This window comes from Mesorhizobium sp. M1334, from assembly GCF_040317995.1.
Lineage (GTDB): Bacteria > Pseudomonadota > Alphaproteobacteria > Rhizobiales > Rhizobiaceae > Mesorhizobium.
This window is the reverse complement of the sequence record NZ_JAMYLM010000005.1, coordinates 1-19537: the sequence shown is the minus strand read 5'-3', so window position 1 is coordinate 19537 and position 19537 is coordinate 1. Positions and strand designations below refer to the sequence as shown.

Genomic DNA, 19537 nt, shown 5'->3' with positions numbered 1-19537 from the left:
GTTCAGTCCGCAAGCAGGATGATGTCGCCAGCATCGCACGATACCGCGACCACGTCGCCCGGCCGGACTGCCGATGCCGAGGGAACCTTGGCGATGAAATGCAGCGCCGGGTCGGTCGTGGAGGTCCCCAGCACACGCTTGAAGCTGCCCTGGAAGACGACGTCGCTGACCTTGGCCGTACCGAGCGCCACAGCACCGCCGGCAGCGCCGAGGACAAGATGCTCCGGCCGGACGGCCAGCGCAACGGTCGAGCCGGCCGGCAATGTGCCGGGCACGGAGAGCGACCCAAGCTTCGTGGTGACGGTGATCTCGCCGCTCTTCGCCTCGGTCACCGTTCCCGATATTAGCGTGCTTTCGCCCATGAAGGTCGCGGAAAAGCGCGTCGCCGGCCGTGCATAGACACGCTCGGGCGGTCCTTCGTCCTCGATGCGCCCGTCATTCATCACCACGCAATGGTCGGCCAGCGCCATCGCCTCTTCCTGGTCGTGGGTGACGTGGATGAAGGCGGTGCCGACGCGTTTCTGGATCGCCTTCAATTCATCCTGCATCTGCCGACGCAATTTCAGGTCGAGCGCGCCGAGCGGCTCGTCGAGCAACAGCACCGCCGGCTCGACCACCAGGGCGCGCGCCAGCGCGACGCGCTGCCGCTGACCGCCCGAAAGCTGATGCGGCTTCTTGTCGAAGGCAGTGGCCAGCCCGACCAGCGCCAGCGCCTCGCGCGCCCTTGCTGCCCGGGTTTCGCCATCGACACCCCGCATGCGCAGCCCGAAGCCGACATTGCTGCCGACGCTCATATGCGGGAACAGCGCATAGTCCTGGAACACGGTCGTCGTCGGCCGCTTCGCCGGTGGCACTGCGGTGCAGTCCTCGCCGCGGATCAGCACCTTGCCTTCGCTCGGTGTGACGAAGCCGCCGAGGATGGACAGAAGCGTCGTCTTGCCGGAGCCGGATGGCCCGAGCAGGATCGTGTAGCTGCCCGGCTCGATCGTCAGCGAGACGTTCTTCAGCACGGTGAGCTGGCCGAAGCGATGCGAGACAGAGCTTATATCGACCAGTGGCGCACTCATGCCGGCTTCCTCCGCAACAGCATCAGCTCGAACAATACCACCAGTACGATGGAGACGGCGAAGACCAGCGAGCCGACGGCGTTGGTCTTGGGATTGAGGCCGGAGCGCAGCAGGTTCCAGATCTCGACCGGCAGCGTCGTGTCGAAGCGCGTCAGCAGGAACGAGATGACGAATTCGTCCCAGGAGAAGGTCATCGACAGGAAGAAACCGGCGAAGATCGCCGGCGCCATAACGGGTACGGTAATCAAAAGCAGCACTTTCCATTCGGCGGCGCCGAGATCGCGCGCGGCGCGCTCGATATTGATCTGGTGGTCGCCCATCTGGCTGTAGATGATGGCAAAGCAGAGCGGCAGGTTGATCACCACATGGCCGATGCCGGCGGCCATGAGCGACTTCGGCACGCCGGCCCGGTTGAACAGCACCAGCAGCCCCATGCCGATGATGAGATAGCTGACGGTCAAGGGCAAGGTGATCAGCCCGCGCATCAGGCCCGAGCCCGGCAAGGCGAAGCGCGCAAAACCCCAGGCGGAGAGAAAGCCGAGCGTGACGGCGACAGCCGAGGAGACGACCGCCACCAGCAGCGAATTGACCAGCGCCGAAGTCAGCCGCGTGTCGGCGAGCACGGCCTCGTACCAGCGCAGCGACGGCCCGGTGAAGGGCGGGATCGGAAACGAGGTTGCCTGCAGCGAAAACAGCACCAGAACGACGACCGGCAGAAAGATGAAGCCGTAGATTGCGATGGCGTAAAGGCCGGAGACGAGGCGGATGAAAGCGCGCATGGTCAGGCCCGCTCGATCTTCAGCCAGCGGGCGCAGGCGAGGTAGGCGATGGTGACCACCGCCATCAGGATGATCGACAGCGCCGAGGCGAGCGGAAAGTCGCCGCGCCGGCCGATCTGCATCATGACGAGCTGCGGCATCAAAAGCTCGTTGTTGCCGCCGAGGATCTGCGGCGTGATGTAATCGCCGATGCACAGCACAAAGGTGAGGAAGGCGCCGACCATGATGCCAGGCAGCGTCAGCGGCAGAACGACATGCAGGAAAGTCCGAACCGGCCCGGCGCCGAGGTCGGCGGCGGCCTTGCGGTAGCTGGGGCTGAGCTGCTTCAGATTGGCGAAGATCGTCAGCGTCAACAGCATGACGAAGAAATGCACGAAGCCGGTGACGGTCGCTAGCCGGGTATTGGCGAGTTGCAGCGGTTCGCCGAACAGGCCGGAGCCGGTCAACGCGCGGTTGACGACGCCGTTCTGTGCCAGCACCAGCAGCCACGAATAGGAGCGCACGACATAGGAGGTCCAGAAGGGCAGCACCGCCAGCATCAGCGCCAGCCGCTGCCAGCGCTCCGGCACCTGTTCGGCCAGAATCCAGGCAAAGGGATAGGCAAGCAGCACCGAGATAATGGTGACGATCGCTGTGACCTGTAGCGAGTTCACCATCGCCTGCCAGTAGGACGGATTGGCAAAGAATTGGCTGTAGTTAGACAGCGTGAAGCCGCCGCCTTCATGCGCCGTCAGGCTGGATACCGCCATGGCGACGAAGGGCAGCACGAAGAACAGCAACGTCAAGCCGAGCGCCGGCGTGACCAGCGCCCAGGGCAGGGCACGCCCGCTGTTGACGGAGTTCACGACTGGCAGCCGGTCATTGCGCCTGCAGCATTTCGGTCCAGACGTCCTGCATCTTCTTGTCGAGATCGGCATTCGGCGCCGGATAGGCCTGGGCGCGGGCGAGGAATTCCGGCTGCTCGTCGAAGCGCAGGATCTTCTTCTGCTCGTCGCTCAGGGCCGCCTTGCTGTTGGCCGGCATGCCCCAATAGCAGGACGAGGTGGCGAGCCGCGCCTGCCCTTCGGGGCTCATAATGTACTGGATGAATTTAAGCGCCAGCTCCTTGTTCTTGGAATCCTTGAACATTGCCAGCGACTGCGACCACAGCACCGCGCCTTCTTTCGGAATAGAGAAGTCGAGGGCAGGGTTTTCCTTGGCCAGCCCCGCCGTCACCCATTCGCCGCCGCCGACCAGTATGTCGACTTCGCCGGTCGCCAGTGCCGTCTGGCTGGCGGTCACTTCGCCGACCAGCTTGGCGTTGGCCTTCATTTTGAGCAGCTCTTCCTTGATGGCAGGAAGGTCGGCTTCCGTCAGTTCCGCCGTCTTCTTGCCGATCGCCAGTGCGGCCATGCCGATGACCGGCAGGTAATAATCGTAGATGGCGATCTTGCCCTTGTATTTGTCGCCGGTCAGCGCGGCAAGCGACTGCATGTCGGCCGGGTCGACCTTGGTCTTGTTGTAGCCGATCGTGTTGTAGCCGAACTTTTCGGTGATGCCGTAACGCTTGCCGTCGACGACGGTGGAGCTATCCATCTTCACCTGCGGAAACAGATCGGCCAGCGGCAGCTTATCTTCCGGTAGCGGTTCGAACAGGCCTTTTTCGACGCCGCGCGGTATGTCGATGCTGTCGATCACCATCACGTCCCAGTCGCCCGGCTGCGACTGTTCGACGATGGCCAGGCCGGCGCCGGTGCCTTCGAACTCCTTGACATTGACCTTGACGCCGTTCGCCTCCTCGAACGGCTGCAACAGCACCGGATCGGCGTGATCGCACCAGATCAGCGCGTTGAGGTCCTGCGCCTGAGCGAGGCTGCCAGCCGCCAGCAGCAGTGCTGCGGCGGCGCACGCGCCTTGGAGATAGCTCTTCAGAAAAGAAAGCGGACTCCTGACGGTTGGATTGGGGGTCTTTGGATTGACGGACATCGGGTGTTCTCCCTTGCCTTTTTGGCTTGTAGCAAAAAATTGAACCAATTCTAAAATTGAGTCAATTCTGTTTTTGTGGCAAACAGCCGCTATGAGCGGATTGCGGGCAAGGCAGAAGGCGGATCGGCACCGCCGCATCATCGAGGCGGCGGCGGCGCTTTTCCGCGATGCCGGCTATGAAGGCGCCAAGATCGAAACTATCGCCGCGCAGGCCGAAGTCTCGGTCGGCACCATCTACAATTACTACCAGAACAAGGGCGACATCCTCGGCGCCATCGTTTCGATGGAGGTCAACGAGGTGCTGAATGCCGGGCGCGGCGTCGTCGCCAACCCGCCGGCCAATGTCGGCGATGCTCTCGATACGCTGCTCGGCATCTATATCGAGCATTCGCTGCATTATCTCAGCAAGGAGATGTGGCGGCAGGCGATGGCGATCTCGACGCAGCTGCCGGACAGCCCGTTCGGCCAGGCCTACACGGCGCTCGACCGGGCACTGACCGAGCAGATCCGCGCGCTGATCGCCCGGTTACAGGCGCTCGGCCTGGTGCGCCGCGACATCGATGGTCCGGCGCTCGGCGAACTCATCTTCAACAACATGAACATGATGTTCATCGAATTCGTGAAGCGCGAGGAGGCGAGGATTGCAGAGTTGCGGGCAGCGATACGCAGGCAGAACCGGATATTGGTGGCGGCGATCGGAGTGTAAGAAGATCAAGGGCGAGTAGGGCCAGCAACACAAATCGCCGCAGCCGGAGCATCGCCTAACGGTTGATCAGCCATAGAATGGCCGAGAGCACGATGCTGACCAGTATCCCCGTGGCGATGGGGACATAAAGCCTGAAGTTCTCACGCTCGATCACGATATCGCCGGGCAGCCTGCCAAGGCCGGTCCGGGTCAACCAAGGCCAAAGCAGGCCTATGGCGACTATGCTGAGACCAACGACGATCAGAGTTCGCGACATGGCAGCATCCTGCCGGAAATAGCATCGTGCCAGAAATATAGTGTTGACGGGTCTCCCAAGCAGCGCTTCCACTCGATATTTCCTCTTGAGTTGAGATTGAAATCTGTTACAACCTGAACGGGCATCAAAGGAGGGATTGGGTGCAGATCTCCATCTGGCATTGGGCTATACTGCTGCTGCTGATCGGCGTTCCTGTTTTCTTTGCCGTTCGGTCAGCCGTAAAGCCATCACAGGATACTTCGGCTCTCGTCGGTTTCGGAGGCTGGCTTATGCTGCTGGCGATTGGACAGTGCTTGGCACCTTTCCGCACGCTGGCTGAGCTGTTCTCTTCGAGCGGGGGCTATCGACAGCTAATGACGCTCCCCAACGGCGCCTTGGCGGTCTACGGCGAGGTCGCCCTGTTGCTGGCGTTTCTGGTGCTCCAGCTGGTTGTGTTCGTTGCAATGCTCCGGCGGAGTTCCCGTTTCAAGCAGCTGTTCCTGTATCAGTGGTTTGCAATACCAATCGTGTTTATTCTGGACACGACATGGATCTCAGCGGTTATGAGCGCTCCTGTGAGCTTGGTGCTTGCAGGGGATGCGCTGGTAATGCCCGCAGTTTCTTTTGTCCTGACCGGCATCTGGGTCGCCTACGTCTACAAGTCGGTCAGGGTGAGAAACACGTTCGACCGGGCCGCGATATCCGGTCAGGTCGCGAGTGCTTCATAGAGCTTGCCGCGAGTCCTATGTATCGCTGCCGACAAAAATGCCGGACGCCCAGTATCGACCCGGATCACCCGGCCACTAGGCCTGCTCGAGCGAGGATTTCGGGAGCCGGCGTGACATGCCCGTGCGGCTTGCAGTAGCCGGGGTCGATCGCGCGATAGCCAAGCAGATGGCCGAGTGGCGCCAGGATCCCCAGCGCCACTCGCTGAATAGCAGGTGGCGGGTGCGTGAAGACGATCACGTCGGCAAATTCCCTGGCGATGACTGCCGCGTGAAGCGGCGAAGGTCTGCCTTTTCTGTCCACCTTGCCGGCATTGGCCAGGCCGAAGAGCATGCCGATCAGCAACTCGAAACGGTTCGGGTCGACATTGTCCGCACCTGGCGCCCGGTCGACTTCGACCAGGACATGCGCTTCTTCGGTTTTGCTGCTGTTCCACCAATCATGTGCGACGCCTGCTTCGACCGTGGCGGATTGGCCAGGCCCGAGGGACAAAGTCTTCCCGGCGATGCAAGCGTCGAGCCGGCCGCCGAGGACGGCAAACCGCTCCGTCAGGTTCGGGTGGTAGTGCTCGCCCACCACTGCGGCTCCCGGTCGGGCGGTCAGATGAGCGATGCCAGGTCCCTGGCCGCGGTCTTCGGTGCCACGCAGGATGACCGCATATTCGCCGGTCACCTTGTTCTCGTAGACATCTCCACAGCGTGACATGGATCAGCTCGGGTTTCAGAGCACCGCTGCCGGCAAGCTTACGGTTAAAGGGTTGGCGGTTCAACGGCCGCTCGAACGAGCGGTTGTGAAACTCCTGCGCCGGCTCCGTTGACACGGGCGCGACCGGTGCTCTCTACCGGACATGCTTAGGCGGGCGCGCTCGTGGAAACGGCACGACCGTCAGTGGCGCCTTGCGGAATTCCGCGATGGCTATTTCTTCAATCAGCGCGTCGAGGGCCTCGTTGACGCGTTGGCTCGTTTCATCCACGCCGCAGAGGCGGTTTTGTGCGCACTCCAAAAGCTCGCGCGCCGCGGCGAAATCACTACGCATGACAACACCTTTGGTTTTTGGCCCGCCGCACGGGCATTGTCGGCGCGCTTAATTGAGCGAGTGCTAATATACATTGGAGCAATTTAATCGAATGCTGTTAAGTGGCCGTCGGGAGGCGGGACGAACCTATGGCCCAGCAAAAAGCAAGACAGGAATGAGCTCGGCGTCTCCTGGTAGGAGATGCTTGAGCCCGATCTGGTTCAGGCTAAGCCGGCAATTTCACGGGAACTTTCTGGCGATCCCGACGCTCCCGGTCCGTACCGTCCTAATCTTTCGTATAGTCAGGCCCAAAACGGGTCGGCAGGTTGTCGGCGAGTTTCAGCCAAGGGAGCTTCTCCTCAAAAGCGACATGCAGCGTAGGTGCAAATTTTTCTGGCTCCTCCATCGCCGCCGCAAAAAAATGCATGACATCAGACATGTTCTTTGAGCGGAAGGACAGCGGCGTACCACAGTGATCGCAAAATGTTCTTTCCACACCGGGAGAAGAGTTGAATACCTTCGGTAGCTTGCCCAACCATCGCCATTGGCCGTTCAAGACGCCAATATAGGTGGTCATCGGCGCAGAACATTGCCGCCGACAACTTTCACAATGACAGACCACGCAGGCCTGTGCCGGGCCATCGACTTCAAAGGCAATAGCGCCGCATAAGCAATGACCACGCATGCAAATACTCCTCGAGTCAACAAGGACAGCTTCATGCCTGGGCGTGAGGGAGGCGCCATGAAATGCGCCGAGCTGGCGCCCAATTCCGACATTCGGCGCTGGCGATTGTCCTCGCCCGCGCGAGGCGTTGCCTCCAAGCTGCCTTCACTATCGCCTTTGCGGCATATTGAAATGTTCGTAGAGTTTCTCCGCCAGGCCGCTGGCGCCAAAGCCCGTCAATACCGATGAAAGTGCCAGCGGCGCCTTCTTGTCGAGCATGGCCTTGGCGATCATCAGATCGTCGCTTCGCTTATGAGTCCTCAGCCTAATACGATCTTGGGCGGCTTAAGAATTCTCTGGCGGCGGCAATCTGGCGTCGATGCTCGCGAAGGAATGCCGCGCCGAAGCAAATGGCGAATGCCAGTACCGAAAGGCTTGTCGTTGCTCTTGATGCAGGATCGGGATCGGGACTTACCAGGAAACGAAAGCCGAACGCGAAGGCGAAGACAACAGCGCCACCAAACATGCCGCTGATGAAGGGGGCGGTCGTGCGTTTCTGCTCCAACGACAACTCCTAGGTTTTCCGGTAGGGAACTATGGTTTCCGCTAGGGAATATATGCGTTGAAGCTGATGTGCTACCGATCTTGACGGCCCCGGCCTGTGGATATCGGGGATGAGCAGATATCAAGCGCCCCGGAGGTCTCAAGAAGCCCGTGCTGGTGCCCCCGGACGGCGCTAAGGGCCAAATCCAACTGGAGCAGTCCACCCGAATTTTACCCCTAAAAATCAAGGGAATACGAGAGTATCTTCCCCTGAAGAGGTTAAGCTCGGTGTACCTCTTTGTGCCCGAGCGGTGTACCTTCTGTCACCCTTGTTAGGCGAGGACGTTGACCATTACCCACTGCCGTTCGTAGTCGCATAGTGCGCAGTGCAGCTCAGGAACACCTTCCCACTGTCCAACCCTCTGGGATCAAAACCCAATCACTCAGAACGACCGAGTTCGACCCCATTGCGGACGCTCGTCGAAGTGTAGATGCTGCAGATGTCAGGAGGGTATCGCTTGATGTGGACCTTTGCGAAAAAGCTACTCGCGAAATCAAAAACAATGAATGCATTGCTCGGAGATGTCGTCTTCAAGACACCCCCGGTCGTCGGAAGTGCTAGCGATTCTTTCCTCGAATGGCGCGTTAAGAGGTCAATAGACCAGCGAGACGTCTACATAGGTCTTTCGATGAGGCCCGATGGTTACGCTGGTGCGGAAGGTTCCCCTACAAATTACATGAACTTTAGCCTTGAAGCGGCTACTCGGCTTCGGGACAATCTTAACGAGTGTATTGCTGTCGCTCGGCATCAAATGGATGATGATACCTCACCAGATACAAAACGAATGGCGTAAGTGTATGAACGACCTTGGGCACCTTCCTTCGGTAGACCTTCCGATTGCCGCGCGGTTGGACATGCTCCAGTGTCATTTTCATCCTTGGTGGACCCTCGGTGTACCTTTTGGTGTACCTCGGGGGACGTTGAAACCCTTGAGTTCCTTGATTTCTGGGGTTTGTCGGGTGGAAACTGGTGCCCCCGGACGGGATCGAACCGCCGACCTTCGGTTTACAAAACCGCTGCTCTACCAGCTGAGCTACAAGGGCACGGCGCTCCGGTTAGCATATTTGCTGCGCCAGTAAAGACAAAACTCCGTTTTTCGGTTCCCGGCGGACGCGCCGGTTCTGCCGCCAGGGCGTCCTGAAAACGGCCAATTCGCTTCCTATATTGATCGAAGGTGCAATCGCATCAGCGAGGCAGTCGCATGATCAGGTTTGTCATCATTCTCCCGCTCGTCGTCGTGGCCTGGGTTCTCCTGGTGAAGCTCGTCAAGGATCTGAAGCGCGCCAATATCGACTGGACAGGCGTCACCACCATCATCGGCTTCATCGCGCTCGCGTTCTGGCTTCGCCACATCACCGGCATGGGCTGAGGCCTGCCGATTGTTTCGGTGGATTGTCGACCAGCGCGACCGTTCGTGGTCGCGGCTGACAGTATCAGACTGGCACCCCACTGCCCCCTTTTTCTGCGTGTCTGAGTGGCAGGGCAGAGGGGTTGTTCCTCCGACCTCTTGGGACCTGGGTTCCTCGCCCTCCGCGAAGCGGCGGAGAGGTAGCCGCGAAGCGGCCGGAGAGGGGGCCTTCGTAGGGCGCGGTCCCCTCTTCGTCGCGGCTTCGCCGCGCCACCTCTCCCCACTTCCGTGAGCGAGGAACCCAAGCTGGAATAAAGTCGCGCTCCGTCAGCCTCTCTGTCCTGTCGAACATCGCTTGAGGCGAGATCGGATGCCGCTTCAGCATTCGCCAACACTCTTGCCGATGTACAGGGATTTCCCGACAGCCTAATCTACTGCCGAGCCGAAACAGGGAGAGAGGGCGCTTGGGCGAGCACGATCCGAACGAAGAGCCGATCGAGACGGTTTTCCGCAACGGCACAATCACCACCGTCGGCATCCTGCTGGCGTTCTCGCTGGGCTTCATCACGCATTGGGCCGCCAACCCGATACTATGGGAAATCTATCACCTGGCCGCCGTCGTGCCGATTTTGATCGGCATTGCCCTGCAGATACGAGCGCTGCGGTTGCTGCTCGACATAACGTCTCTACAACGGCGCGTTTATGAACGCGCCAATCGGATCTTCATTGCCGGCCTCATCTTCACCGCCTGCGGAGTTGGGCTGGCGATGCTGCTTGATTTCTACGACCTGTCGACCAAGAGCGCTGTGCCCGGGGGCTAGCTCTGGCCATCCTGGCAGATGTCGCACCATTCGGCGCTGGTCAGCGCTGCCATGCGCTCGGTTCGCTGCCAAGGCCGGGAGGGGTCGGCAGGCCGCCGATCATCCTCGTCACCTGCGCTGCTGCATCGCGCACCAGCGGGCCGATCTCGGCCAGCCGCTCCGGTGTGACCCGTACCGTCGGCCCGGAGACCGAGACGCCGCCGATCGGTTCGCCGAATTCGTTGAAGATGGCGGCGGCGACACAGCGCATTCCTGGATGCCGCTCCTCGTCATCGACCGACCAGCCGCGCAGCTTGATCGTCACCAGATCGCGGGCGAGCGCCGAGATGTCGGACAACGTGTTTTCGGTGAAGCGCTCCAGCCCGGCCCGGCGCAGTATGGTGGCAACGCGCTCCGGCTCGAGATGCGCCAGCACCGCCTTGCCGATGCCCGAGGCATGGAAGGAACTGCGCGTGCCCGGCCGGAAGAAGGCGCGGATCGCCTGGTGCGTCTCGACCTGGCTGACGAAGACGACGCAATCGTCCTCGGCGACGCCGAGATTGGCGGTCTCGCCGGTCTTCTCCATCAATTCCTGCATGACGATACGGGCGCGGTCGACCAGCTTGCGGCGGCGCAGGAACGCTGCGCCCATGCGATAGGTCTCGACGCCGATCGACCACAGCTGGTCGGTGCCTTCGAACTCGACCATGCCATGGTTCTCCAGCGTCGTCAGCATGCGGTAGGCGGTGGATGCCGGCAGGCCGGAACTGGCGGCGATCTCGCTCAACGACAGGCCGCTGCCATCGGCGACGATTGCCAGGATGCGCAGCGCCCGGTCCAGCGACTGCACCGAGGCGGCCTCGGACGGCCCGTTGAAAGCGCGCGGCCGGCCGCGCTGGCGTTTTTCGGTGGTTTCCATCGGGCCATTCTTCGCTCTGTTCGCCCAACAAGCAATGAAAAAGTTTTTCAGGCCGGCGAAGCGAATTTATGGAAAACAGAAAGGCCAATCAATTCAAGCAGCAAGAGCCGTGCCCTGGAAATGAAAAAATATTCTGAAAAAATTGAAAAATAATCGACGCACTGGCATCATCAGCCATCAACAATTCCGTGGAGGCTGACATGGCCAAGATGCGCGCAGTCGACGCAGCGGTTCTCGTTCTCGAAAAGGAAGGCATCTCGTGTGCCTTCGGCGTGCCGGGTGCTGCGATCAACCCGCTTTATTCGGCGCTGAAGGCGAGGGGCAGCATCCGCCACATCCTTGCGCGGCACGTCGAGGCGGCCTCGCATATGGCCGAAGGGTTTACCCGCGCCAGATCGGGCAATATCGGTCTGTGCATCGGCACTTCGGGTCCGGCCGGCACCGACATGATCACCGGCCTCTATTCGGCCGCCGCCGATTCTATCCCCATCCTCTGCATCACCGGGCAGGCGCCGCGGGCGCGTCTCAACAAGGAGGATTTTCAAGCCGTCGACATCGCTGCGATCGCCGCACCCGTGGCCAAATGGGCGGTCACCGTCATGGAGCCCTATCTGGTGCCGATGGCGCTGCAGAAGGCGTTCCATCTGATGCGCTCGTCGCGGCCGGGGCCGGTGCTGGTCGACCTGCCGGTCGATGTGCAACTGGCGGAGATCGAGTTCGACATCGATGCCTACGAGCCGCTGGTGCCGTTCAAGCCGGCAATGTCGCGCGCTCAGGCGGAGAAGGCGCTGAAGATGCTCGACGCGGCGGACAAGCCTGTGATCGTCGCCGGCGGCGGCATCATCAACGCCGATGCGTCGGACCTGTTGATAGAATTCGCCGAAGTCACTGGTGTGCCTGTCATTCCGACTCTGATGGGCTGGGGCGCGATCCCCGACGACCACCGCCTGATGGCCGGCATGTGCGGACTGCAGACCTCGCATCGCTACGGCAATGCGACGATGCTCGAGGCCGATTTCGTTTTCGGCATCGGCAACCGCTGGGCCAACCGCCACACCGGTTCGGTCGACGTCTACACCAAGGGCAAGAAGTTCGTCCACGTCGATATCGAGCCGACGCAGATCGGCCGCGTCTTCGCACCGGACCTTGGCGTCGTCTCGGATGCCGGTGCGGCGCTTAAGATGCTGCTCGACGTCGCCACCGAATGGAGGACCGCCGGGAAATTGCGCGACTGGTCGGGCTGGGCCGGCGAATGCCGGCAGCGCAAGAAGACGATGAAGCGCAAGACCCATTTCGACCAGGTGCCGCTGAAGCCGCAGCGCGTCTACGAGGAGATGAACAAGGCGTTCGGCCGCGACACCACCTATGTCACCACGATCGGCCTGTCGCAGATCGCCGGGGCGCAATTCCTGCATGTCTACAAACCACGCAACTGGATCAATTGCGGCCAGGCCGGGCCGCTCGGCTGGACATTGCCGGCGGCTCTCGGCGTTCGCGCCGCCGATCCGGACCGCACCATTGTGGCATTGTCCGGCGACTATGATTTCCAGTTCATGATCGAGGAACTGGCGGCCGGCGCGCAGCACAGATTGCCCTACATCCATGTCGTGGTGAACAACGCCTATCTCGGGCTGATCCGCCAGGCGCAGCGCGGCTTTTCGATGGATTTCGAAGTCAGCCTGGCCTTCGAGAACGTTAATCGACAGGGCGATGCCGAAGCTGGCTATGGCGTCGACCACGTCGCCGTTGCCGAGGCGATGGGCTGCAAGGCAGTCCGGGTGCGCCGGCCGGAGGAATTCGCCGGTGCCTTCGAAGAGGCAAAGCGCCTGATGGACGAGCACCAGGTTCCGGTGGTGCTCGAATTCATCCTCGAGCGCGTCACCAACGTTTCGATGGGTACCGAAATCGACAAGATCACCGAATTCGAGGAGCTTGCCGAGCGCAATGAAGATGCCCCCACGGCGATCGTCATGCTCGATTAAGCCGCATATGAGGAACTACTGCCATGCCACGGTTTTCAGCCAATCTTTCGATGCTCTTTGGCGAGCATGACTTTCTCGACCGCTTCGATGCCGCTGCCCGCGCGGGCTTCAAGGGCGTCGAGTACTTCGGTCCCTATGACCATGCGCCGGATGTCGTCGCGGCCAGGTTGAAGAAGAACGGGTTGACGCAGGTCCTGTTCAACCTGCCTGCCGGCGACTGGGCCAAGGGCGAGCGCGGCATTGCGATCCTGCCGGACCGCATCCCGGAGTTCCGGCAAGGCATTGCCAAGGTCGTCACCTATGCGCACGCGCTCGGCTGCGAGCAGGTCAATTGCCTCGCCGGCATCGCGCCGCAGAGCGTCGATCGCTCCGTGCTGGAAGACGTGTTCGCCGAAAACCTGGCTTTCGCGGCGGAAAAGCTGGAGCAGGCCGGCATCAGGCTGCTGATCGAGCCGATCAACACCCGCGACATTCCGGGCTTCTTCCTGAATTACTCGGATCAGGCCCTGGCGCTGATCGACCGCGTCGGCTCGAAGAACCTGTTCCTGCAATACGACATCTATCACATGCAGATCATGGAGGGGGATCTCGCCCGCACCATCGAGGCAAACCTCGACCGCATCGCGCATATCCAGCTTGCGGATAATCCCGGCCGTCATGAGCCGGGGACGGGCGAGATCAATTTTCCCTTCCTGTACAACCACATCGACCGCATCGGCTATTCCGGCTGGGTTGGCGCGGAATACAAGCCGAAGGGTGGGACGGAAGCCGGACTCGGGTGGTTGCGGGAGTTGGCCGGGCAGGGGAGTGCGGCGGCGTAGACGCTACGCATCGCCGCCTTACAAGAAACGGAGAAAGACATGGACACCATCGGCTTTATCGGCCTCGGCATCATGGGCGCGCCGATGGCGGGGCATCTGCTTGATGCCGGCTATCAAGTCTTCGCCAGCGACCACCGCTCGAAACCGCCGGCCGATCTCGTCGACAAGGGTCTGAAGATCGTCTCCGGCCACAGCGCCGTCGCGAAAACGGCCGACATTGTCATCACCATGGTTCCCGACACGCCGCAGGTGGCCGATGTGCTGTTCGGCGAAAACGGCGTCGCGTCCGGGCTGACAAGAGGCAAGCTTGTCATCGACATGAGCTCGATCTCGCCGATCGAGACCAAGGAATTCGCAAAAAAGATCAACGATCTCGGCTGCGACTACCTCGATGCGCCGGTGTCGGGCGGCGAGGTCGGCGCCAAGGCGGCGTCGCTGACCATCATGGTCGGCGGCGAGGAAAAAGCCTTCGACCGCGCCAGGCCGGTGTTCGAAAAGATGGGCAAGAACATCACGCTGGTCGGACCGAACGGCGTCGGCCAGACAACCAAAGTCACCAATCAGATCGTCGTCGCGCTGACCATCGAGGCCGTCGCCGAAGCGCTTGTCTTTGCTTCAAAAGCCGGTGCCGATCCGGCCAAGGTGCGGCAGGCGCTGATGGGCGGATTGGCCGCCTCGCGCATCCTCGAAGTGCATGGCGAGCGCATGATCAAACGCAGCTTCGCGCCGGGCTTCCGCATCGAACTGCACCAGAAGGATCTTAATCTCGCTCTCGAAGGCGCCAAGGCGCTCGGCGTCGCGCTGCCCAACACCTCGACGACACAGCAACTGTTCAACTCCTGCGCGGCGAATGGCGGGGCCAAAGAAGATCACTCGGCGCTGGTCAGGGCGCTGGAGCGGATGGCGGGATGTGAAGTGGGTGAGTAGTGAGTAGTGAGTAGTGAGTAGGAAATAGCACTGAGTAATTGGTAATGAGTTGGTGACGACCTACGTGCAGTCTCACCATTCACTCTTTCAAAAATTTCCTTGCCGCATAAAGGCTCACCGCCGCGGCATTCGACACGTTGAGCGAGCGGATGGCGCCGGGCATGTCGAGCCGGGCGAGCATGGTCACTGTCTCGCGCGTTTTCTGGCGCAGGCCTTTGCCCTCGGCGCCAAGCACCAATGCGATCTTTTCTCCCGAAAAACTCTTTTCGAGCTCCGCCGGACCGTCCGAATCCAGCCCTATCGTCTGAAACCCGGCCTCGTGCAGTTGGCCGAGTGCGTCGGCGAGGTTCTTCACCTCGATCTGATCGATGTGCTCCAGCGCGCCGGAAGCCGACTTCGCCAGCACGCCGGATTCCTGTGGGCTGTGGCGCGCCGTGGTGATCAGCGCGCCGGCGCCGAAAGCCACCGCCGAGCGCAGGATCGCGCCGACATTGTGCGGATCGGTGATCTGATCGAGCACCAGCACCAGCCTGGCATCGCCAAGCGCATCGAGGCGCTTCGGTTTCAGCGGCTCGGCCTCGATCAGCACGCCCTGGTGCACGGCATCGGAGCCGGTGACCTTGTCGATGTCCCTGGGTTCGACCAGTTCCGCCTTGAAGGGCAAAGCGCCGAGATCGGCGATTGCCAGTCGCTCGGCAGCGTTGCGCGTCACCAGCATTTTTTTGATCTTGCGGCGCGGATTGTCGAGCGCCGCCCGCACCGTGTGCAGCCCGTAGAGCCGCACCAGCCCATCGGCGGCGGTCTCGCCGGGCGGCACCGGCTGGCGTGGCCTGAACGCCGGCGCGCCGCCGCTCTTCTCGTCGCGATGCGCACGGCGCAGCTTGGCGTAGTGGGTGTCTTGAGGGGTCTTGGGCTTGTTGTCGTTGCTCATGGCCGGTTCTATAGCCGTGTCGTCCGGTCATGGATACAGCCGCACAAGCTGCTTGTCGGGCGAGGTGTGAAATTCAGCGCTTTTTGCCGGGATGTTGCGGTTGACAGTTTTGGACGCTCCCGCCATAAGGCGCTGCGCGGAAAGGCTGCTTTGGCGGCCGCGCGCGTCGATGCCTCGTTGCATGGCTCCGGCGGCAGACTGGAGAGGTGCCCGAGTGGTTAAAGGGGACGGACTGTAAATCCGTTGGCTATGCCTACGTTGGTTCAAATCCAACCCTCTCCACCACTGCCGGCCCGGAAGCCCTGAAACGCAGCGCGAGCGTCGGAGCGGATCCGATGCTTGACTGAAAGGCGCGGGTATAGCTCAGTGGTAGAGCAGCAGCCTTCCAAGCTGAATATGCGGGTTCGATTCCCGCTACCCGCTCCAGATTTCCCCCAGGCCACGGCGCACTTCGCGCACGATCCCGAAGTAGGCAGCGCCAAGCGAAGCGCTTTGCCGATAGTTCAAAGTGTTCGATGCGCGTCCAGAAGGACGCGCATCTTAATCTGTGTTATCGTTGTCCCCAACCGCAGGCGGCGTTGGGCAGGCGTCAGCTCGCGAATTTGCTGAATATGGACGCGAGCTGGTTCTGCTGCGGCACTTGCCCGTTCGGCGTCAGCTGGTCGACAAGCCCGGGCAAGGCCGCGGACAATTGCTGGAGCAATTCCTGCTGGTTCAGGCCCGTCCTTTGCGCGATCTCCTGGATGATCTGCGGGCCGAGGGCACTGCCCAGATCGCTGGGGTTGATCGGCTGGTTCTGACCGGCGCCGACCCACGAATTGGCGACGTTGCCGTGGCCCGCATCCTTCAGTTTGTCGAGCAGGCCGCCCAGACCGCCGAGCAGTCCGCCGTCGGCGGATGCGGTTGTATCAGGCGGGACGGGGGCAGGGCTCTGCGCCGCCTCCGGCTGGGCGGAACTTCCACCGCTCAGCATTTTTCCCACCAAAAGTGCGCCGAGCGCGATCATCAGCGGCTTGGCGACGTTGCCGCCGGGAACGGCATTGTCAAACAGTCCCATTGTGGATCTCCATGTCAAAATTGCCCGTCCGTCTCCGACAATGACGCATTCATGGCGAATTTCAAGCCGGTTTGAGCTTTCCGTAATCATGATTTTCAAGTTGGCTTGAGCTTTGCGTAATAATGTGGAAGTAATCGAGCGCGGGGAACGGAGAGGAAAAATGTCAATATTAAGCTGGATTATTCTCGGCGTCATCGCCGGCTTCATAGGCAGCAAGATTGTCAATAAAAGCGGGCAGGGCCTGGTGCTCGATATCGTGCTTGGGATTGTCGGGGCTATCGTCGGCGGACTGATCTTCAGCGCCTTTGGCGCGTCGGGCGTCACCGGGCTCAACATCTATAGCCTGATCGTAGCCGTGATAGGCGCGATAGTTGTGCTGTGGGCTTATCACCAGTTTACCGGCAGGCGGGCTCTTTAGAAACGGGCAGATCGGCAGTTGCGCCGGCATTCACCCGAATGCCGAGCGCCTATCTAATCCTTTTGAGGATTTGGCGGATCAGCGTGTTGAGGCCGGCTTCCAGCCCTCTCACCATGATCGGCCATAGTTCTTCCAGCAATCGCTGCCATACGGCATCGCGCCCAATCCTCACCGGCAGATTGGGCATCTCGACCATTGCCGCCGTCACGTCGCGGCGCAGCCGCTCGCCACAGGCGCTTGCGCCGCCGATCGTCGGATCGAAGGGCAGCCGGGTGAAATCCCATTTTCCGCGCTGCTCGATGCCGAGATTGCTCTCGACTTCGGCATGCGACAGCACCGTTTTGGGCGTGACCTTGATGCGGTAATATTTGCAGAGTTCGGCGACAACCGCGGTCATCGCGTTCCACTGTGCCCTGGTCATCGGATAGCGGCCGGCATCGAACGGCCTTTCCTCCGCCCCGGCCATGCAGCAGAGCGAAACCCCGATCGGGCCGCCATTGCAGTTGAGCGTGTGCGCGGCATATCCCGGTTTTACCCGACCCGAATTGAGCGCGATCGAAGGCCGGCCCCTGACCAGACGGCCATTCCCCTCGACCAGTATGTGATACGCATCCCTATCGGTATCGCCGGCCGAATGCGAGCCTGCCGTCCAATGGCAAACGACGCGCTTCATCGCAACGTTGGGCAACCAGTCGGGCGGCAATGCCACAGAAATCTCCGCCACATAAGTTCAGTGACGGAGCACAGTATAATTTCCTTGGCGGCGGACGCGAAAACGAAACGATAGTTTGGTTGAGCGTTTCTAACGGTCAGCTATTCGCCGGCATCTTCGGCGACCGCGTGTTCTCTGTATTGCGGCAGATCGTCGGTGATCGTGAACCATTTCGCCTTGGAGCCGACGAAGATGTGCTGCGTCGGGCGGATGGTTGGCTCGTCGACGAGGCTTCCCATGGCGACATGCACGAAGGCACCGTCCCGGACCACCGAATAGAGCAACGAGCCGCAAGTCTTGCAGTGCGCGTCATGGCCGGTTTCGTCGCCGAAGATCGTGAGATTGTCCTCGCCCCTCGCCAGGCTCAGCCTGTCCCGCTCGATGCCGGCGAACGGCTTGAAGGCCGAGCCGGTGGTGCGCCGGCAGTTCGAGCAGTGGCAGTTCGCGGCATAGACGAACGCGTCCGCCACCGCATACTGAACGGCGCCGCACAGGCATTTTCCGGCGAGCATGCGGTTGCTTGCATTCTGGTTGTTTCCGTTCTCCGGGCTTGTCATACGCTTCTCCACTCAGGCGATTGTCCCTACGCCGTTTCCAGCTCTAGGCGACGACGGTTAGCCGGCGCTTGCGCTCGTCGAGCGAGACGATGGTCAACCCGCTGGCCACCACCAGCAGGATGCCGCAGATGGCCAGCGCATTCGGGAGCTGCCGGAAAACCACCAGGCCTGAAATTACCGCCCAGACGGTAAAGCAATAGTAGAACGGCGCCACCACGCTGGTCGGCCCGATACGATAGGCCATGAAAATGAAGAAGTGGCCGAAGATCAGGAACAGTCCGGCGCCGCCCATCAGCAGCAGGTGACGGGTTTCAGGCACCACCCACTGCTCGGAAACCAGATGCGCAGCGCCGGCGCCGGCGAGCACCACAATCACTGCGGAAATAGCCACGACCATTCCCGGCACGTCGGCGGCGACCTTGCGCCCGGCCAGATCGCGCGCCGCGGACAGGGCTGCATTGCCGAGCGCCAGCAGGGCGTAAACCGAAATCCCCTGCATCGTCGGTTGTGCCACCATCACCGCGCCGACAAAGCCGAGCCCGATCAGCGCCAGGCGAACCCCGCCGATCCGTTCGCCAAACAGCATCGAGGAGCCGACCAGCATCAGCAAGGGCGTGATCTGTCCGAGCGCGGTGGAATCGGCGATCTGCATGTTGGCGAGCGCCACCACGTAGCAAAGGATCGCACCCAGTTCGAGCAGGTTCCTACGCAAAACCTTGGCGTCGAGGATTAGCGGGATGTGCTTGCCATAGCCCAGCACGAACAGCAGCGGAATGCCCCACAACGTTGCCGCCGCGCCGCGCAGGAACAGCACCTCATAGGGCGGCAGTCCCGCGGTTGCGAGCTTCATCATCGTATCGTTGACGATGTAGGACCCGGTCGAAACGACCATGAACAGCGGGCCTCGTATGGCAGTCGGGATGAAATGCATCGGCCCACGAAATCAGACCGGCGCCAAAGCGGCAATGGGCCAGATCCGTCTGTAAATCCGTCAAAGCCGTGAGCCGCCGCCGTAACCATTCCATTTGCCCTTGTTCGTTCCTATATCCGCGCCACATTCTCCGAAACCGGATCACGCGTTCGGGCGGGCGAGCGCGCTCGGCGACAAGGCACTTGTGTTTTTCGGCCTTAGTCGCTAATCGCCCCGCATTCGACTGAACTGAAGGTCCAGGCCGTCCCAGGCCGTCCAAGGAAAGAGACTATGGCAAAAGGTAAATTCGAGCGCACTAAGCCTCATGTGAACATTGGCACGATTGGTCACGTCGACCATGGCAAGACGTCGCTGACGGCGGCGATCACCAAGT

General features: G+C 61.2%; 25 protein-coding genes and 3 tRNA genes. 11 read left to right on the top strand and 17 right to left on the bottom strand.

Going from position 1 to position 19537, the window contains the following annotated elements; all coding sequences use genetic code 11:
• Positions 1-2: 2 nt before the first annotated feature.
• Genes NKH17_RS11520 through NKH17_RS11505 form a run of 4 tightly spaced genes read right to left on the bottom strand, consistent with a single transcriptional unit; the run spans position 3 to position 3811 of the window.
• Positions 3-1067 (bottom strand): ABC transporter ATP-binding protein, encoded by a 1065-nt coding sequence (locus tag NKH17_RS11520; RefSeq protein ID WP_352902717.1) that lies wholly within the window; start codon positions 1065-1067, stop codon positions 3-5.
• Positions 1064-1846 (bottom strand): ABC transporter permease, encoded by a 783-nt coding sequence (locus NKH17_RS11515; protein ID WP_352902719.1) that lies wholly within the window; start codon positions 1844-1846, stop codon positions 1064-1066. The genes NKH17_RS11520 and NKH17_RS11515 overlap by 4 nt, the downstream gene beginning before the upstream one ends.
• Positions 1847-1848: 2 nt before the next feature.
• Positions 1849-2691: an ABC transporter permease gene (locus NKH17_RS11510; RefSeq protein ID WP_352902721.1), complete on the bottom strand. Its 843-nt coding sequence runs from the start codon at positions 2689-2691 to the stop codon at positions 1849-1851.
• 13 nt (positions 2692-2704) lie between these two features.
• Positions 2705-3811, bottom strand: coding sequence for a polyamine ABC transporter substrate-binding protein (locus tag NKH17_RS11505; RefSeq protein WP_352806046.1), 1107 nt, complete (start codon positions 3809-3811; stop codon positions 2705-2707).
• Between the two features lie 91 nt (positions 3812-3902).
• On the opposite strand from NKH17_RS11505, the gene NKH17_RS11500 reads away from it, so the two are divergent.
• Positions 3903-4517, top strand: a complete 615-nt coding sequence (locus tag NKH17_RS11500) for a TetR/AcrR family transcriptional regulator (protein WP_352902723.1) — start codon at positions 3903-3905, stop codon at positions 4515-4517.
• A gap of 55 nt (positions 4518-4572) precedes the next feature.
• On the opposite strand, the gene NKH17_RS11495 is transcribed toward NKH17_RS11500, so the two are convergent.
• Entirely contained in the window at positions 4573-4773 is a 201-nt protein-coding gene (locus NKH17_RS11495; protein ID WP_352902725.1) for a DUF2905 domain-containing protein, read from the bottom strand.
• 140 nt (positions 4774-4913) lie between these two features.
• On the opposite strand from NKH17_RS11495, the gene NKH17_RS11490 reads away from it, so the two are divergent.
• The gene (locus NKH17_RS11490) at positions 4914-5480 is read left to right on the top strand and encodes a DUF2569 family protein (RefSeq protein WP_352902726.1); all 567 of its coding nucleotides are present in this window, start codon (positions 4914-4916) and stop codon (positions 5478-5480) included.
• Positions 5481-5544: 64 nt separating this feature from the next.
• Here NKH17_RS11490 and NKH17_RS11485 read toward each other — a convergent pair whose 3' ends face one another.
• The 6 genes from NKH17_RS11485 to NKH17_RS11460 all read right to left on the bottom strand — a co-directional run bounded on the left by NKH17_RS11485 (position 5545) and on the right by NKH17_RS11460 (position 8804).
• Complete coding sequence (locus tag NKH17_RS11485; RefSeq protein WP_352902728.1) at positions 5545-6183, bottom strand: cupin domain-containing protein; 639 nt, start codon at positions 6181-6183, stop codon at positions 5545-5547.
• A 133-nt stretch (positions 6184-6316) separates the two neighbouring features.
• Positions 6317-6514, bottom strand: a complete 198-nt coding sequence (locus NKH17_RS11480; RefSeq protein WP_352649913.1) for a hypothetical protein — start codon at positions 6512-6514, stop codon at positions 6317-6319.
• 265 nt (positions 6515-6779) lie between these two features.
• On the bottom strand, positions 6780-7178 hold the full coding sequence (locus NKH17_RS11475) for a GFA family protein (RefSeq protein WP_352508546.1): 399 nt from the start codon (positions 7176-7178) through the stop codon (positions 6780-6782).
• Positions 7179-7325: 147 nt separating this feature from the next.
• Positions 7326-7451: a hypothetical protein gene (locus NKH17_RS11470; protein WP_302894114.1), complete on the bottom strand. Its 126-nt coding sequence runs from the start codon at positions 7449-7451 to the stop codon at positions 7326-7328.
• Between the two features lie 31 nt (positions 7452-7482).
• A complete protein-coding gene (locus NKH17_RS11465; protein WP_352902730.1) occupies positions 7483-7722 on the bottom strand; it encodes a hypothetical protein in 240 nt (79 codons plus the stop codon).
• Between the two features lie 1006 nt (positions 7723-8728).
• Positions 8729-8804, bottom strand: a tRNA-Thr gene (locus NKH17_RS11460).
• Between the two features lie 158 nt (positions 8805-8962).
• Between NKH17_RS11460 and NKH17_RS11455 the strand changes: the two genes are divergently transcribed.
• Together NKH17_RS11455 and NKH17_RS11450 are read left to right on the top strand one after the other, a co-directional pair.
• Positions 8963-9130 (top strand): hypothetical protein, encoded by a 168-nt coding sequence (locus NKH17_RS11455; protein WP_292661863.1) that lies wholly within the window; start codon positions 8963-8965, stop codon positions 9128-9130.
• Between the two features lie 443 nt (positions 9131-9573).
• Entirely contained in the window at positions 9574-9930 is a 357-nt protein-coding gene (locus NKH17_RS11450; RefSeq protein ID WP_352902731.1) for a hypothetical protein, read from the top strand.
• A 40-nt stretch (positions 9931-9970) separates the two neighbouring features.
• Here NKH17_RS11450 and bhcR read toward each other — a convergent pair whose 3' ends face one another.
• Positions 9971-10828, bottom strand: coding sequence for an HTH-type transcriptional regulator BhcR (gene bhcR, locus NKH17_RS11445; protein WP_352883111.1), 858 nt, complete (start codon positions 10826-10828; stop codon positions 9971-9973).
• A 200-nt stretch (positions 10829-11028) separates the two neighbouring features.
• On the opposite strand from bhcR, the gene gcl reads away from it, so the two are divergent.
• The 3 genes from gcl to NKH17_RS11430 are packed head-to-tail and all read left to right on the top strand — an operon-like array spanning position 11029 to position 14558.
• Positions 11029-12810 carry a glyoxylate carboligase gene (gene gcl / locus NKH17_RS11440; protein ID WP_352902736.1) on the top strand — a complete coding sequence of 594 codons (1782 nt, stop codon included), beginning with the start codon at positions 11029-11031 and terminating at the stop codon, positions 12808-12810.
• Positions 12811-12833: 23 nt separating this feature from the next.
• Positions 12834-13631: a hydroxypyruvate isomerase gene (hyi, locus tag NKH17_RS11435; RefSeq protein WP_352902738.1), complete on the top strand. Its 798-nt coding sequence runs from the start codon at positions 12834-12836 to the stop codon at positions 13629-13631.
• A gap of 9 nt (positions 13632-13640) precedes the next feature.
• Positions 13641-14558, top strand: a complete 918-nt coding sequence (locus NKH17_RS11430) for a 2-hydroxy-3-oxopropionate reductase (protein WP_352971108.1) — start codon at positions 13641-13643, stop codon at positions 14556-14558.
• A gap of 79 nt (positions 14559-14637) precedes the next feature.
• Here the strand turns inward: NKH17_RS11430 and NKH17_RS11425 are convergent, their stop codons facing one another.
• Positions 14638-15489: a TrmH family RNA methyltransferase gene (locus tag NKH17_RS11425; RefSeq protein WP_352902741.1), complete on the bottom strand. Its 852-nt coding sequence runs from the start codon at positions 15487-15489 to the stop codon at positions 14638-14640.
• 200 nt (positions 15490-15689) lie between these two features.
• Here NKH17_RS11425 and NKH17_RS11420 point away from each other — a divergent pair.
• Both NKH17_RS11420 and NKH17_RS11415 read left to right on the top strand, forming a co-directional pair.
• A tRNA-Tyr gene (locus NKH17_RS11420) sits at positions 15690-15774 on the top strand.
• A gap of 67 nt (positions 15775-15841) precedes the next feature.
• Positions 15842-15915: transfer RNA gene (locus NKH17_RS11415), tRNA-Gly, on the top strand.
• A gap of 163 nt (positions 15916-16078) precedes the next feature.
• Here the strand turns inward: NKH17_RS11415 and NKH17_RS11410 are convergent.
• Positions 16079-16546 carry a YidB family protein gene (locus NKH17_RS11410; RefSeq protein WP_352477496.1) on the bottom strand — a complete coding sequence of 156 codons (468 nt, stop codon included), beginning with the start codon at positions 16544-16546 and terminating at the stop codon, positions 16079-16081.
• Between the two features lie 160 nt (positions 16547-16706).
• Between NKH17_RS11410 and NKH17_RS11405 the strand changes: the two genes are divergently transcribed.
• Positions 16707-16964, top strand: a complete 258-nt coding sequence (locus NKH17_RS11405) for a GlsB/YeaQ/YmgE family stress response membrane protein (protein WP_254817133.1) — start codon at positions 16707-16709, stop codon at positions 16962-16964.
• Between the two features lie 49 nt (positions 16965-17013).
• On the opposite strand, the gene NKH17_RS11400 is transcribed toward NKH17_RS11405, so the two are convergent.
• The 3 genes from NKH17_RS11400 to NKH17_RS11390 form a co-directional block, all read right to left on the bottom strand.
• Positions 17014-17673: an N-acetylmuramoyl-L-alanine amidase gene (locus NKH17_RS11400; RefSeq protein WP_352477497.1), complete on the bottom strand. Its 660-nt coding sequence runs from the start codon at positions 17671-17673 to the stop codon at positions 17014-17016.
• Positions 17674-17777: 104 nt separating this feature from the next.
• Positions 17778-18233, bottom strand: a complete 456-nt coding sequence (locus tag NKH17_RS11395; protein WP_352477499.1) for a GFA family protein — start codon at positions 18231-18233, stop codon at positions 17778-17780.
• Between the two features lie 43 nt (positions 18234-18276).
• Complete coding sequence (locus NKH17_RS11390; protein WP_352477500.1) at positions 18277-19164, bottom strand: DMT family transporter; 888 nt, start codon at positions 19162-19164, stop codon at positions 18277-18279.
• A 270-nt stretch (positions 19165-19434) separates the two neighbouring features.
• Between NKH17_RS11390 and NKH17_RS11385 the strand changes: the two genes are divergently transcribed.
• Positions 19435-19537 (top strand): GTP-binding protein (locus tag NKH17_RS11385; RefSeq protein WP_245464554.1); only part of this gene is annotated, 103 nt, incomplete at its 3' end.